The organism is Acinetobacter sp. HR7 (genome assembly GCF_000773685.1).
GTDB classification, from domain to species: Bacteria; Pseudomonadota; Gammaproteobacteria; order Pseudomonadales; family Moraxellaceae; genus Acinetobacter; species Acinetobacter thermotolerans.
On record NZ_JPQO01000063.1, the window covers coordinates 16,795 to 32,790 of the forward strand.

The window sequence follows — 15,996 nt, forward strand, 5'->3', positions numbered from 1 at the left end:
TCTACATTAGACCAGATTTAGCTCAGATTTGTTTTATCATTCGTTGCAAACTTATCGGCCAATTGTTGGTAAATCGCTGTTTTTTTAAACTTGTGTAAAAACTCACTGGTTCCCAAAGGAAAAGCCGATTCCACCACTTCACCACGATAATAAGCTTCACGTAATGGCGTTGCTGAAATAGCACCGACCAGGCTGTCCAGTTCCAGCATTTCCCACTCCGGGAACAATCTTAAATAATAAGACGATTCATCTTTAAAATGTCCAATCAAGCCGACTTTGGCATCTGGTTCTACCAGTTCAGCCACCAATGATTTCACCAGTTTTTGCCATTTTTCATCATTATAGACATCAATCACATGCACAAATTTAATCCGTTTCTGATCGGCTTCGGAAAAATTCGACAAGATCATTTGTTCACGTTCAGCGGCCAGAAAGGGATTTTTGACATTGCGTTCCTGCTGTGCTGACCCTAAAGCCAGAATCACCTGCTGGCTCTGTTGCAAAGCAATTTTAATGGTTTGCATATGGGCCAGATGAAAAGGCTGGAAGCGACCAATAAACACTAGATAATCAAATTTATATTTCATAGCCATCTTACTTTTATGAACGCATCAGTTATGCCGCGCAGAAATTTTTACGACATAATAAGCGCCAATAAATTCATATTAATAAAGCAAGGATAGTACGATGACACTGAGCTGTATTCAACAACCACACCAGCATTTAAATGCGAATTTAGACAATGGCGTACTGACTTTAGCCATTCACCGCCCTGAAGCCAAAAATGCCCTCTACGGCGAGTTATATTTGTGGATTGCCCAAGCATTAGATGAAGCGGATCAGGACAGCAGCGTGCGTGTGGTGATTCTGCGCGGTCAAGATGCGGACTTTAGTGCCGGCAATGACATGCAGGACTTTATGAAGTTCATTAAAACTCCGCTACAAGGAAAAGCTGGCGATACACCTCCATTTATTCTTTTAAAATCTGCGGCCAAATTTTCCAAACCTTTGATTGCTGCCGTGCGTGGTGTCGCGATTGGTATTGGAGTAACCATCCTGCTGCATGCCGATCTAGTCTATAGCGACAATACAGCCTTGTTCCAGATTCCATTTGTAAGCCTTGGTCTATCCCCTGAAGGAGCTTCCAGCAAGTTACTGGTACAACAGGCGGGCTATCATAAAGCTGCTGAACTCTTACTCACGGCTCAAAAGTTTAATAGTGAAAAAGCCTTGAATGCGGGTCTAGTAAATAGCATTGAAGAAGATGCCTATGCTGCAGCAGCTACACAGGCGCAAACCCTCGCTGCTTTACCACTGACATCACTGAAGCAAACCAAAGCATTGATGAAGCACAATCTGGCTGAAATCATTGAATGTATTGATAATGAAGCAGACATTTTTATGAAGCGTGTCGGTTCACCAGAAATGATGGAGGCAGTTCAAGCCTTTATGCAGAAACGCCAACCAGATTTCACACAATTCAATTAATATTGCAACTTCTATTTCCATTGAGGCAGTTTAAACTGCCTCAATCACTTGTCTTGCCAAGAAACTGAATTATGTCGACTGAAAACTCCCAAACGATTTCCCAAACCACAGATACTGCCAATCCTGAAAAGCAACGTTATTACGAACCAGCTCCTCAGGATATTGATGTAGAGAATTTCCGTAAGGTCATTGAAAGCCGCCGTTCAGTACGTAAATTCACCAAGAAGCCAATTCCTGCCGAAGTCCTGGATGCCTGTTTGGATCTGGCATTGCTGGCACCAAACTCCTCCAATCTGCAACCATGGACCTTCTATGTAGTGCAGAACCCTTCCAAGAAAAAACGTTTGGTCAAAGCCTGCCTAGGTCAGCTGGCAGCCAAAACGGCAGCTGAACTCATCGTTTGTATTGCACGTACTGATCGCATTGATGAAATGGCCAAACTGAATATTAGTGAATTTCCATTTCCTGAAGCACCAGCAGCGGTGAAGAAGTACTACAAGTTCATTCCCTATAACTATAAAACTGGTTATCTAAACGCGTTTGGTAACTTTAAAAAAGTGGCTTTCAAAGTTGCTCGTACACTAGATAAACAATTGCCAGTGTCAGCCTTTAGCCCGGCTGATGCCAAACTTTGGGCAACCAAAACTACGGCGCTGGCTTGTGAAAATCTGGTGTTGGCTTTACGTGCCTACGGTTTTGACAGCTGCATGATGGAAGGTTTTGATGAACCGATGGTGCGTGACATTCTGGACCTGAATGACCAGCAATATCCAGTGATGGTGATTGGAGCTGGCGAACGTGCGAAAGATGGCGTGTTCTTCCCTCAATATCGTTTTGATCGTGAGCTGTTTATCCAAAAGATTTAATCACTTTTTGGAGTGCAAATCACGGCCTGAATTGTTCTCTAGAATCATTGATATCCACGCAGGCTTTTTCGTTACTTTGACAGGCCAAAGTAATCAAAGCCTTTGCCAGACAGAAGGTTCATCCTTGTACCTCTGTCTGGCTGGTGACATCCATGTCACCTTACGTGAATTTAATGCCTTTTTGGAAAGATATAATCTTTTAAGAATAGTTCGCTCTTAATTTCCGATAATCAATCCAGTTACAATGAAACCCGACCGGTACTCGAACCGGTAAATGAATCGTAGCAATTGGCCCGTCTGGAATATGCTGTGCATCCAGAATTACCACTGTCGATGGCCCACCATCTAAAGCATGCACATAGGACATCAGCCAGCCATCATTCTCCGCTTCTGCATCTTCCCGTGCCACAAATATTGCTTCACCGGTGACCCAGTTTTCTCCAAAACAATAACTTTCGGTGGTTCGGGTTCTAAGATTCAGACACATCACACTGTTGGCACGGATATGCGAAAGATCATCAAACTCGCCAAAGGAAATGCTATAGGCATAACAATATTGCCGCCCGGTAAAGGCTTCATTAATACGGGGGAATTCCTGTTTGATATCTGACAATACACTCCGGCTGACCTTGCCGGTGCCCTGATTAAAGATGAAGCGTTCCAGTCGAATATCATGCTCTTCAATGGGTCCCTGAATCGAATTGACCATGGCCTCCGAATGTACCACAGCATCCATCACCACATCTCCAGTATTTAGCTCATAGGCATTCAGGGTATGGAAAATAAAACACGGATCAATATTGTACCAGCGAATATCCGTCACACTGCCACCGAAAGGTAATATCCCGATGCGAGCCTGATGTTTCTGGTTCCATTGATATGGCAACAACGAACCTTTTAAGGCACTACGTACTGAGAAATTCACATTTAAATCCAGGATGATGACCTGTGATTTGGTAATGGCACAATCATGCACCATCGGGCCATGCTTGACCGGAATTTCGACATGATTTTTCAGTTTTCCCTTAGCATCAATATGCAGATAAAAGACTTTATTGTGGGTTAGGCCATCATAACAAATGGCATGAATATCCCCGGTATCCGGATCAATATGCGGATGTGCAGTAAATGGCAAATCCGGATCATCATTTTCAAACAGATGATGCCGCTTGGATTCCAGTTCAGTATTCACTTCAATCGGATAAGCGCCCGCTTCGACCAGCGCCCAGATTTTCCCGGCAAAGTTGATAATATTGGTATTTACCGGATCCGCCACACCTCGGCTTTTACCCGGAATTAATGGACGGCGTAATTTCTTCTGCACACTATCTGAACCCACATACTGGCTTTTATACCAGTGTGCCTGACCGCCTTTCAGTCGTAGCGCATGGATCATGCCATCGCCCGTGAACCAGTGATAAATTCGAGGATTTTTCACCGTAATCGGATTTGGGCCAATCCGCATCAGGGCACCATCCAGTTCTGCCGGAATCTGCCCCTCTACAATCAGTTGAGTCGAAAAATGTTCCTGCCGCTGCGGCGCAAAAATCCCATCCAGATAAGGATTATCATGAGAGTATGGAATACTGCTATGCAGAATGTCCGCACTGTATTGGATTGATTTACTGAGCGTATTCTTGAGCATGCTGCTCAACGGTTTTGGCCACTGCATTATTATTTTCCTTGTTCTATTTTTTATTCTGGCGGATTTTATAATAACAAAAGCAGATTGGCTGTTTTCAAAATGTAGACTGACGGCGTGTTAAATAGACACGCCGCAATTTACTTATAAATAAGTTATTTACAGGTCTAGACTTTGATATCCAACAGCTGGATAAACTCAAACGCTGGCTCTTCATAAGGATGGCTGGCTTTTAGAGCCTTAGCAACATCAACAGCCTTTTCATCCGGCACAATCATTTCCACGCGCCATTCTTCGACTTCTTCCAGCTGGCCCACTTCTCCAATAAAAGGATCGGCACCTTTTAAAGGCTTAAACTGTCCTTTTCCCAAAACCTGCCAGGCACATTCGGCATAATCGCCAATACCACCTGCCCCTACCGCAAATACCGCCTGCTTGGTTTTTTCCAGATATTCATCGGGTACGTAATAAATCAGTTTCAGCATATTTCCCTGCAATTTTTTCAAGCATTTGCCGTATTGTTAAGGGCTTGGGTAATAATATTCAATGCTGGATTTTGAGAGTTCTTGTTAAATGTTGCATATAAACTTAACTTTGGTAGAGGCCGGTCAGTTTCAATAACCTTCACTTCATCATTTAGGAAACGCAGTAAATACTCTGGAGCAAAACTAAAGCCCATCCCCATATTGGTCAGATTGATATGTTGTAGCACGTTGGTTACCCATAGCACCTGCTCATGCTTAAGCTGATCAATCACAAGTAACTGATCCAGTTTTTCGTAAAATACTGGTGAAGCGTTCTGCTCACACATAATGAGGGTGTGATTTTTCAGTTCTTGCAATTTCAGCACTCGGTCAGTCGGATGCAAATGTCTGGCTGCAACCAGATGAATTTGCTCGGTCAATAAATGAATATTTTCATAATCTGGATAATCCAGCTGAAACCGGGTAATACATAGATCCAGTTCGGCATTTTTCAGGCGTTGAATCTGTTCCATACAGGTCAGGCTGTGCAAATGAATCTTTAAGTCCGGCATGGTCTTTTTCAGCTTTGCCAGAATATGCGGCATAACTTTCAGTTCGGCAACATTCAGAAAGCCGATATGAATCTGATTATTTTTCTGCTGTGCCACCTGTCGTGCTGCAGCAACGGCTAGTTTGGCATTTTCTAGTGACTTTTTAGCATAGATTAAAAAGGCCTTTCCTTCATCGGTTAACTGGATCTTCCGAGAAGAACGCTCAAACAGGTTAACGCCCACTTCCTGCTCCAGATCCTTGATCTGCTGACTTAAAGAAGGTTGAGCCGTAAACAGTTTTTCGGCAGCCTTGGTAAAACTCTGCTCCTGCGCCACGGTCATAAAATAGCGTAAATGTCGAAGTTCCATAGACTGCCTGCTTGAGGGAAAGGCCAATATCTTACGATCTGGATCGAAATATTGAAAATAAAAATAGATTAATAGTTTATATGAATACTCATATATCAGTTCATCAGGCTTGACTAGACTCCAATGCAAAATATTTTGTCAGCTCTTCACGCATACACATGGAGTCTTGTATGACACAGCATTACGACACTGATGTTCTGGTTATTGGTACTGGTCCTGCTGGTTCAACCTTGGGTTTAGCCTTGGCGAATTATGGTGTAAAAGTCCAGCTCTTTACCCAGTTTAACTGGCTGGCCAATAGTCCACGTGCCCACATTACCAACCAGCGTGCTATAGAAGTATTACGTGATTTGGGCGTTGAAGAACAGGTTAAGGAAATTGCCACCCCTTGGGATCAGATGGGTGAAAGCCTGATTACTACCAGTTTAGTTGGTGAAGAAATTGCCCGCATGAGTGCCTGGGGTACTGGAGATGAACGTCATGGTGACTATATCAAAGGCAGTCCATGTCCGCTGGTCGATCTGATCCAGCCGAAAATGGAAGCCTTGCTGGTAAAGAATGCCGGTGAACGTGGTGCGATCTATAATTTCAACACTGAATATCTGTCGCATGTACAGGATGAAAATGGTGTAACTGCAACCTTCCTGAACCGAATTACTAACACAGAATTCAGCTTAAGAGCCAAATATCTGGTCGGTATGGATGGTGCTAAGTCACGCGTGCTAGAGCAACTTGGCTTGCCACTCGAAGGCGTGATGGCTCGTGCGGGCACAGTGTATGTGACTTTCAAAGCTGACCTGACCAAATATGTGCAGCACCGCCCCGCAATTCTGCAATGGATTGTTAATCCTGAAGCCAGCTTTGGTGACCTTGGGATGGGGCTGTTACGTGCCATTACCCCATGGAATGAATGGATTATGGGTTGGGGCTTCGACATTTCCAAAGGTGAGCCACAAGTGGCCGAGGAACAGGTACGTGCTCGTCTCAATGCCTTTGTTGGTGCAGAAGTTGAAGACGTTGAGATTCAGAAACTGTCTTACTGGTATGTGAATCAGACCTGGGCCACTGAATATTCCAAAGGTCGCGTGTTCTGTGGTGGTGATGCAGTACACCGTCATCCGCCTTCAAGTGGTTTGGGTTCCAATACCTGTATGCAGGATGCCTTTAACCTGGGCTGGAAACTGGCCTATGCCATCAAAGGCTGGGCGGCCCCTTCTCTGTTAGATTCTTATACTTCTGAACGTGCACCTGTAGGCAAGCAAATCGTAGCACGCGCTAATCAGTCACGTTTTGACTATAAGTATCTGAAAGATGTCTTTGGTTTTGATCAAGGCGTTACTACCCAGAAGCAGATGCTGGAACGTATTTTTGCTGAAGATGAGCAAGGTGCTGAAATCCGTCAAAGACTGTTTAAGGCACTGGCGGTGAAAAACTATGAGTTTAATGCACAAGGTGTGGAATTAAATCAGCGTTATACCTCCAATGCAGTCATTAGTGAATCTGAACCTGAAGTGTTCGAACGCGATCAGCAGCTGTATTTGCAAGCCACGACACGTCCGGGTGCAAAAGTGCCACATACCTGGCTGGTGAATGCCAAAGGACAAAAAGTCTCAACACTGGATATTACTGGTAAAGGCCGTTTTACCCTATTGACTGGTTTATCAGGAAAAGGCTGGAAACAGGCGGCTGAATCATTGAATCTGCCTTATCTGGATGTAATTCAGATTGGTTCACGTGATTATCGTGATGTGTATGGCACATGGAATGCCAAGTCTGAAATCCATGAATCAGGGGCTGTTTTAGTTCGTCCGGATGGTTATGTGGCTTGGCGTTATCAAGACAGCACCAATGATCAGTTTGATTATGTAAATACGTTAAAGGCTGTGTTTAAGCAGGTTCAATTAACTGTTTAATGATAAAAAAGCCACCTTCTGGTGGCTTTTTAAAATTTGATATCAAGAACCCTGCAACAAATAACTACCAACCAAAAACAGCACCTGCAAACTCACAACAAAACCAAATAACCACCAACCTTTCTGACGCAGTGCCGTTCTGTCCATTATTCTTAACGTTTTAGCCATGTGATCACCTCATTCTTGAGCGTTGATACTGAACTGATCTATACCATCTTTCCTTTAAAGTGCATAAATATTGAGCATTCACTACACAATATCACGTCTATACATAGATAAAAGCAAAATTCAAACCAGCTTAGTAGGAGAAAATTAAAAAAATATTTCAAACTGCTTAAAAAGCAAAAAGCCACCCCATGGTGGCAATCGAGGGCGTTAGTTTAAACAAAAGTGAATGATTTTTCTAGTTTTGCTGATTTTCCTTAAATTCTATCTATAAAAAAAGGGCCGCTGTTGCGACCCTTTCTCAAGCTAAAGCAGATTAGCCAATGAACTTACGTGCGTTGCGGAACATACGTAACCATGCACCATCCTGATCCCAGTCTTCTGGTTTCCAAGAGTGCTGGATCGCACGGAAGTTACGCTCAGGGTGCGGCATCATAATGGTTGCACGACCATCTTTCGAAGTCACACCAGAAATACCTTCAGGCGAGCCGTTCGGGTTCAGTGGATATTGCTCAGTAGCATTACCTTGGCTGTCCACATAACGCAGGATCACCTGATTGCCCGCATTCAATGCAGCAATATTTTCAGCTGATGACACCACACGACCTTCACCATGTGCCACAGCGATTGGCAGGATTGAACCTTCCATACCTTCCAACAATACAGAATTGGATTTTTCCACACGCACGTTCACGCTACGCGCTTCAAACACTTCTGACTTGTTACGGTGGAAACGTGGCCAGTGTTCAGCACCTGGAATCAGTGGAGCCAATTGAGACAACATCTGACAACCGTTACAGATACCTAGAGAGAAGGTTTCCTCACGGTTAAAGAATTTCTCGAACTGGTCACGCAGTTGAGCGTTGAACAACACTGATTTCGCCCAGCCGCCGCCTGCACCCAGAACGTCACCATAAGAGAAGCCACCACAAGCGACTAGACCTTCAAAGTCATCCAAGCTGACACGACCAGCCAACAGGTCGCTCATGTGAACGTCAACGGTATTGAAGCCTACTTTGTCAAAAGCAGCCGCCATTTCTACATGACCGTTAATACCTTGCTCTCGTAGGATCGCCATGTTTGGACGACGTGAATTGATGAATGGCGCTTCAACTGGCTCGTTCAGATCAAATGTCGGTTGAGCAATCAGACCTTTGTGAGACTTATCCGTGATCAGAGCAAATTCTTGATCCGCAGTTTCTTCGTTGTCACGCAGACGCTGGATTTGGTGAGATACTTCAGTCCAAGCCACTTGCAGGTCAGCACGTTCCAGTACCAGACCATTTACAGATAACTGGTCAGAGTTATTTACTGTACCCACCACAGAGATCGCATCTTTCAGTGTAGAAGCTGCGATTTCAGCTTGCAGCGCTTCCCAATCTGCTTTCGCGATTTGCAGAACCGCACCGATTTCTTCAGCAAATAATGCTTCAACTGATTGATCTTCTAGCGCCACACCTAGACGTGCAGCAAACATCATTTCGGCAACAGTCACCAGTAAACCACCATCACCGATGTCGTGGTATGCCTTGATCAGGCCACGGTTGTTCCAGTCTTGTACCAGTGCAAAGAATGCTTTGAAATCTTCAAAGTTATCAACGTCTGGAGTTACTGAACCAATCGCTTTGTACACCTGAGCCAGGATCGAACCGCCTAGACGGAACTGACCTTTAGACAGGTCAATACGTACCAGTACAGATTCAACATTTTTCAGTTCAGGTGTAAGCGTCTTACGAACATCAGTCACTGGTGCAAACGCAGTGATCACACCTGACATTGGAGAAGTTACAGATTTGTCTTCGCCTTCGTCGTTCCAGGTGGTACGCATTGACAATGAGTCTTTACCCACTGGAATTGCAATGCCCAGTGCCGGACACATTTCCATACCAACAGCTTTCACACCTTCAAACAGTGCCTGGTCTTCGCCCGGTTGACCTGCAGCAGCCATCCAGTTTGCTGATAGTTTGATGTCGCTGATTTTTTCAATCTTCGCAGACATGATATTGGAGATCGCTTCAGCTACAGCCAAACGTACAGATGCTGCTGGATTTAACAATGCCACTGGCGGACGTTCACCCATCGCCATTGCTTCACCAGTGTAGCCTTGCAAGCTAGTCGTTGTTACCGCAGCATCCGCTACAGGTACTTGCCATGGACCCACCATCTGGTCACGTGCAACCATACCGGTAATTGAACGGTCACCGATGGTGATCAGGAATGATTTAGACGCCACTGTTGGGTTTTTGATCACGCGGTAAATCGCATCTTTCAGATCAGTGACTTGAGCTGCGTCAAAGTCATCGCCTTTACGCGGAGCAGTTTCATAAGAACGGCTCATACGTGGTGTACCGCCAAGCATCACCTGCATTGGCATATCCACTGGCTTGTTGCCGAATAATGGATCTTCAACAGTCAGATGACGTGCTTCAGTCGCTTCACCCAATACTGCAAATGGACAACGTTCACGCGCACAGATCGATTCAAACAGCGGCAGAGATTCTGGACGGATCGCCAGTACATAACGTTCTTGCGCTTCATTAGACCAGATTTCCATTGGTGACATACCAGGTTCCAGTGATGGAATCTTGCGTAGATCCAGTACCGCACCAAGCTCGTGATCATTTACCAGCTCAGGCATTGCATTTGAAATACCACCCGCACCGACATCATGCACCGATACGATTGGGTTTTCATTTTCCATGCGCCAGCAAGTGTCGATGACTTCCTGACAACGGCGTTCCATTTCAGGGTTTTCACGTTGTACAGAAGCGAAGTCCAGGTTTTCACCCAGTTTACCGCTGTCTACAGAAGATGCTGCACCGCCACCAAGACCGATCAGCATGGCTGGACCACCAAGCACGATCAGTAAGTCACCTGGTTGAATCGCATCTTTTTCAACGTGGTCCGGACGGATATTACCGTAACCACCCGCGATCATGATTGGCTTATGGAAGCCTTTCACTTCGCCATTGACGTTTTGTTCGAAGGTACGGAAATAACCCGTCAGCGCTGGACGACCAAATTCGTTGTTAAACGCTGCGCCGCCTAATGGACCTTCAATCATGATTTGAAGTGGAGATGCCATACGTGAAGGTTTGCCATAGTTTTCTTCCCAAGGCTGTTCGAAGCCAGGAATATTCAGGTTAGATACGGTGAAACCCGTTAAACCAGCTTTCGGTTTACCACCACGACCAGTCGCGCCTTCGTCACGAATCTCACCGCCTGAACCTGTCGCAGCACCGGCAAATGGTGCAATCGCTGTTGGGTGGTTGTGAGTTTCCACTTTCATCAAGATGTGAGCGGCCTGGCTTTTGTATTTATAAACGTGTTGACCGTTATCTTCTTGAGTTGGATAGAAACGTTGCGTATCAAAACCAACAATCACCGATGCGTTGTCTTTATAAGCCGACAATACGTCTGTTGGTGATTCTTTATAGGTATTTTTGATCATCTGGAACAATGACAATGGTTGAACTTCACCATCAATCGTCCATTCAGAACCAAAGATTTTGTGACGGCAGTGTTCTGAGTTTGCCTGTGCAAACATCATCAGTTCAATGTCGTTCGGGTTACGGCCCAGTTTGGTAAATGCATCTGTCAGGTAATCAATTTCCTGCTCAGACAATGCAAAACCGAATTCATTGTTAGCTTTAACCAGTGCTTCTTTACCCTGCCCCAGAATATCAATCGAGTTCAGCGGTTTTGGTTCGGTTTCAACAAACAGTGCCGCAGCATCTTCAATCGTGTTGAATACGCTTTCAGTCATGCGGTCATGCAGAACTTGCAGCGCTTCTTTAGAAAGCTCTTTTGTACCCTTCAGAGTAAACAAAACACCGCGCTCAAGACGATGAACCGGTGTATTACAGTTGGCAAAAATGTCAGTTGCCTTTGAAGACCACGGTGAAATCGTACCGACACGTGGTGTTACCAGAATCTGGATTTCATCACTTGCTGGCTGGCGCAGTTCAAAAGATTGACCATCGTTGAGAAGCTGTAAAGCGGATTGCTGTTGTTGCTCGTTGAGCGCTTGGTCAAAGAGATAAACAAATTGACTTTCTAGTGATTGAACAGAACTATTTGACGATAAACGTGAGAGTAGTTGAGTTTTCTTGAAAGAAGAATGTGCAGGTGCACCGGCAACGATAAACATGCTGATTTTGGCTCCACGGGATGATCGAGCGACCATGCCACAATGTGACTTGAGAGAGCGCATATTCTACTGTGAAAAGATTAAATCAGCTAGTGAGGAATACAGAAATCTGATCGCTATTCTGTCAGGATTTTTAAAATAATACTTTTATTTTCAGTTAAAAAAATTGAATGTAGTCGATTAGGTTAACACATTTTCTTGCAGAAAAATCAAAACCGGCAAAGTTTTATTTTCACATGCAAAATTGTATTAATTTTCAACAACAAGCTCATCCTAATTTTTAGCGATCCGACAGGCTTGTCGAGTTAAAATACCGCTTAAATAATGCACTTTATTTGCAAGAATATATTTCCCATTGCCAATTTAGCTGATCCATAAAAATACAGTTCTAATATTGGTCTTCACTTTCTTATTTCTACACGGCAACTTATGTCGCAAGTCCGTATATTTTTCTGCACTTTTTTGGCATGATGCAGCCAAAGAACTGAATGAATAATGATAAATGACTCAAATGCGTTGGCTGGAATTACTTTCCACTGTCCGTATTGGCAGCAAAAAACAAAGTACTGAACTGGCACGTAGTCCATTTCACAAGGACTATGACCGGATTATATTTTCGCAAAGTTTCCGTCAGCTAAACCGTAAAACCCAAGTGCATCCACTGACCCAGCATGACGGTATTCATACCCGTCTGACTCATTCGCTGGAAGTCTCCTGTATTGGTCGTTCACTTGGCATGCTCGCTGCAGAAAAAATTAAAGATGAATTACCACCTTGGATTTCCCCAGCCGATGTTGGCGCGATTATTCAGGCCGCCTGTCTGGCGCATGATATTGGCAATCCACCTTTTGGTCATGCCGGTGAATATGCCATCCGTGAATGGTTTGATGATGCATCGCATACCGATTTCCTGAAAAATCTGAGTCCGGAACAGGAAGCCGATGTGCGTCAGTTTGAAGGCAATGCCCAAGGCCTGCGCCTGCTGACCAAGATTGATTATCATCCGAATGATGGCGGCATGCGTCTCACCTATGCCACGCTGGGTGCCTATTTAAAATATCCGTGGCTATCACAGACCATTGATCCAACTGGTAACACGCCTGCTAGCCGACGTCCGAAATTTGGCTGCTATCAATCCGAAAAAGAGATTCTCAAAGAGATCGCTGAACAGCTTGGCCTGATTCAACTGGGTGACTATCACTACTGTCGTCATCCACTGACTTATCTGCTCGAAGCCGCTGATGATATCTGTTATGCCCTGATTGATCTGGAAGATGGCATTAGCCTGAATATGCTGAGTTATGCTGAAGTTGAACCGGTGTTTCTAAATCTGCTGGGTGATTATGGCACGCCTTCTGAAATCAGCATGCCGGATACCACCTGGCAACAGAAGATTGCAGCTTTGCGTGGCCGGGTGATGAAGCGTCTGGTCGCAGAAGTAACCACTGCTTTTGCCCATCATCAGCAGGAAATCCTGATGGGTCAGCTCAAAGGTTCCTTACTGGGTTATTGCAGCCCAGATATCGAGCTTGGCATTACCCGTGCCAAGGAACTGGCGCGTGATCGGATCTTTGAGCATCCGCAAAAGGCGGGACTGGAAATTATTGCCCATCAAAGCCTGCAAACCATTCTGGATGCCTTTATTCCACTGACTACACCGCACAAGAATCTGAGTTTCAAGGAACAGCGTCTAATGGCAATCCTGAAACGTTCTGGCGCACAGTTCCATGCTGATCATTATGACAATATCATGCAGGTGCTGGATATTATTTCCAAGCTGTCCGACCATCAGGCTTATAACCTGGCGCAGGAACTGCATGGCAATAAAGCGGGATTACTTTAACTAGATGCAAATTTGTTGATAATCTCGACAAATCTGCGAATTTTGAACCGTAGTATTTTGCCTTTAGCACAAATGCTGACTACTATGCCTGTATTGAATTTGAGTATTTATAAAAAATGATTGGATGCCTGATTGGTGAAGTACTGGCGCTTGAAGCACCGACTGTTTTGTTAAATGTAAATGGTGTGGGTTATGAAATTGACACCCCCCTGACCACCTTCTGTCAGCTGCAAAAAGGCCAAAAAATTACCCTATGGACGCACTTAGCGGTTCGTGAAGATGCACAATTACTTTATGGCTTTTTAAATGCACAGGAAAAAAACATATTCCGTACCTTATTAAAAGTCAACGGCGTCGGTCCAAAAATGGCACTCGGTATTCTTTCTACTTTAAGTGTAGAAATGCTGATTCACACTGTTGAAAATGAAGATGTAAATACTTTAGTGAAAGTTCCAGGGGTCGGCAAAAAAACTGCTGAACGTCTGATGATTGAACTGCGTGACCGCTTTAAAGCTATGGCATCTGGTAGCGCTCCAACCAATTCGACAGCTCCACAAATCCAGTTTATGGGCAACTCTGCAGTTGCTGAAGCTGAAGCAGCATTACAATCTTTAGGTTATAAACCTGCTGAAGCACAAAAATTGGTAAATGCAGCTAAAGGTGACTTTACTGAAGCCAGCGACATTATCCGTGCGGCTTTAAAATCAATGAATAAATAACAGGAAGATGACTCAAATCTAAAAGAGTAATTATTCTCGGTTTATGAATAACTGACTGGCGACATGGAGGTCGCCTGTTGAGTTGGGGTACAGGATGTGCCCTCAACTCAACAAAAGATTTTTGTTACTTTTGATCTTTCAAAAGTAAAACAACGCCTACACAATGGCAGCTAAACACAAATCATTATTTGAGGCTGTTCCCACAGCATCAAACAGCTTCGATAAAGAGATTAAGTTAATAGATATGCAAGACCGTCTCATCAGTGGTTCTGAAAAACCCGAAGATCACTTTGATCGTGCCATCCGTCCAACTTCCCTCGATGACTATATCGGTCAGCCTGTGGTTCGTGAACAGATGGAAATCTTTATTGGTGCCGCACGTGGCCGTGAAGAAGCACTGGATCATACCCTGATCTTTGGGCCTCCAGGTCTGGGTAAAACTACGCTTGCCAATATTATTGCCCGTGAAATGGGTGGCAATCTGAAATCAACTTCTGGCCCAGTACTGGAACGTGCTGGCGATCTGGCGGCGATGCTGACTAATTTGGAAGAAGGTGATGTGCTGTTTATTGATGAGATTCACCGACTGTCACCAGTGATTGAAGAAATCCTGTATCCAGCGATGGAAGACTATCAGCTGGATATCATGATTGGTGAAGGTCCGGCTGCCCGTTCAATTAAACTGGACTTACCACCATTTACCTTAGTGGCTGCAACCACACGCGCAGGCCTGCTGACTTCTCCATTACGTGACCGTTTCGGTATCGTGCAACGTCTGGAATTCTATTCAGTTGATGATCTAACCCATATTGTGAAACGTTCTGCGAGTCTTATGGATGTACCAATGACGGAAGAAGGTGCACGTGAAGTGGCTCGTCGTTCGCGTGGTACACCGCGTATTGCCAACCGCCTGCTACGTCGTGTCCGCGACTATGCACAAGTCAAAGGTACTGGTGAAGTGACTCAAGACATGGCGCAACGTGCACTGGATATGTTGAACGTGGATAAAGATGGTTTGGATACGCTTGACCGTCGTTACTTGTCCATGCTTCTTGAACGGTTTGATGGTGGTCCTGCCGGTGTAGAAGCTTTGGCAGCAGCAATGGCAGAAGACTCTGGCACATTGGAAGATGTTATTGAACCATACCTAATCCAGCAAGGTTATGTAATGCGGACTGCGCGTGGTCGTATTGCCACCAATATGGCCTATTTGCAGTTTGGTATGACACCTCCTGAACCAAAAGACAAATAATTTGGAAGGGAGTTAATTCTCCCTTTTCTTTATTCAAAACCAAATATCATATGAAAAATAGTCAGTTTTTAGCCTTAACTTTAGTTTTACTCTGTTCATCTTCTTATGCACAAACTTCTTGGCAATGCACAAATAAGCATGCTGAGATTTCCTGCACCCAACAGAACTGCCAGGTACAAACTGAAGATTTCACTTCTTTTAACTTTCTTATAGATAGCAATAAAGAAATAAGCATTTGTGCTTATTCAGGTTGCTGGCGTGGACCAGTAACATATACAAACTCAAAAAAATTTGATCAGTATTTTACTCAACAACTCATTTGGAATAATGGTGAAACAAAAGATGAAAGCTTTTCTATCACTATAGATAAAACTACAAAACTAGGAAACCTGTTAGGTTCTGGGTTTATTCTTCCGCTTATTTGTGAATCAAAATGAGTTAAATAAAAATACACCTGTTATCCGTAAGCAACAGGTGTACTGAACACTATTATTTTTTTTAGATCAGTAAAGCCTCTAAAATCTGCTTAAAGAAAGTGAAAAATATTTATAAGTTTACGCCAATCTCAACTTTA

General features: G+C 44.2%; 13 protein-coding genes. 7 read left to right on the forward strand and 6 right to left on the reverse strand.

Translation table 11 applies throughout. From position 1 onward, the window contains the following. Positions 1–17: 17 nt before the first annotated feature. Positions 18–587 (reverse strand): nicotinate-nicotinamide nucleotide adenylyltransferase, encoded by a 570-nt coding sequence (locus GW12_RS04200; RefSeq protein ID WP_034583921.1) that lies wholly within the window; start codon positions 585–587, stop codon positions 18–20. Between the two features lie 100 nt (positions 588–687). On the opposite strand from GW12_RS04200, the gene GW12_RS04205 reads away from it, so the two are divergent. Then, positions 688–1,488, forward strand: coding sequence for an enoyl-CoA hydratase-related protein (locus GW12_RS04205; protein WP_034583897.1), 801 nt, complete (start codon positions 688–690; stop codon positions 1,486–1,488). Positions 1,489–1,559: 71 nt separating this feature from the next. Further along, a complete protein-coding gene (locus GW12_RS04210; protein ID WP_034583898.1) occupies positions 1,560–2,354 on the forward strand; it encodes a nitroreductase family protein in 795 nt (264 codons plus the stop codon). Between the two features lie 199 nt (positions 2,355–2,553). Here the strand turns inward: GW12_RS04210 and GW12_RS04215 are convergent, their stop codons facing one another. The 3 genes from GW12_RS04215 to GW12_RS04225 all read right to left on the reverse strand — a co-directional run bounded on the left by GW12_RS04215 (position 2,554) and on the right by GW12_RS04225 (position 5,380). Then, positions 2,554–4,026, reverse strand: a complete 1,473-nt coding sequence (locus tag GW12_RS04215) for a carotenoid oxygenase family protein (protein ID WP_034583899.1) — start codon at positions 4,024–4,026, stop codon at positions 2,554–2,556. 137 nt (positions 4,027–4,163) lie between these two features. Continuing rightward, positions 4,164–4,481, reverse strand: a complete 318-nt coding sequence (locus GW12_RS04220; RefSeq protein WP_034583901.1) for an NGG1p interacting factor 3 protein, NIF3 — start codon at positions 4,479–4,481, stop codon at positions 4,164–4,166. A 17-nt stretch (positions 4,482–4,498) separates the two neighbouring features. After that, positions 4,499–5,380 carry a LysR substrate-binding domain-containing protein gene (locus tag GW12_RS04225; protein WP_034583903.1) on the reverse strand — a complete coding sequence of 294 codons (882 nt, stop codon included), beginning with the start codon at positions 5,378–5,380 and terminating at the stop codon, positions 4,499–4,501. 170 nt (positions 5,381–5,550) lie between these two features. On the opposite strand from GW12_RS04225, the gene GW12_RS04230 reads away from it, so the two are divergent. Next, a complete protein-coding gene (locus tag GW12_RS04230; RefSeq protein WP_034583905.1) occupies positions 5,551–7,293 on the forward strand; it encodes an FAD-dependent monooxygenase in 1,743 nt (580 codons plus the stop codon). Between the two features lie 42 nt (positions 7,294–7,335). On the opposite strand, the gene GW12_RS16090 is transcribed toward GW12_RS04230, so the two are convergent. Further along, a complete protein-coding gene (locus GW12_RS16090; RefSeq protein WP_264673517.1) occupies positions 7,336–7,461 on the reverse strand; it encodes a KGW motif small protein in 126 nt (41 codons plus the stop codon). 313 nt (positions 7,462–7,774) lie between these two features. Then, the gene (gene purL, locus GW12_RS04235; protein ID WP_034583907.1) at positions 7,775–11,608 is read right to left on the reverse strand and encodes a phosphoribosylformylglycinamidine synthase; all 3,834 of its coding nucleotides are present in this window, start codon (positions 11,606–11,608) and stop codon (positions 7,775–7,777) included. A 502-nt stretch (positions 11,609–12,110) separates the two neighbouring features. On the opposite strand from purL, the gene GW12_RS04240 reads away from it, so the two are divergent. From GW12_RS04240 to GW12_RS15585, 4 genes are all read left to right on the forward strand, one after another. Continuing rightward, positions 12,111–13,451: a deoxyguanosinetriphosphate triphosphohydrolase gene (locus GW12_RS04240; RefSeq protein WP_034583910.1), complete on the forward strand. Its 1,341-nt coding sequence runs from the start codon at positions 12,111–12,113 to the stop codon at positions 13,449–13,451. Positions 13,452–13,567: 116 nt separating this feature from the next. Beyond that, on the forward strand, positions 13,568–14,170 hold the full coding sequence (ruvA, locus tag GW12_RS04245) for a Holliday junction branch migration protein RuvA (RefSeq protein WP_034583913.1): 603 nt from the start codon (positions 13,568–13,570) through the stop codon (positions 14,168–14,170). 244 nt (positions 14,171–14,414) lie between these two features. Next, on the forward strand, positions 14,415–15,422 hold the full coding sequence (gene ruvB / locus GW12_RS04250; protein WP_034583915.1) for a Holliday junction branch migration DNA helicase RuvB: 1,008 nt from the start codon (positions 14,415–14,417) through the stop codon (positions 15,420–15,422). A gap of 50 nt (positions 15,423–15,472) precedes the next feature. Continuing rightward, positions 15,473–15,859 (forward strand): hypothetical protein, encoded by a 387-nt coding sequence (locus tag GW12_RS15585; protein ID WP_152598522.1) that lies wholly within the window; start codon positions 15,473–15,475, stop codon positions 15,857–15,859. The last annotated feature ends 137 nt before the right edge of the window (positions 15,860–15,996 follow it).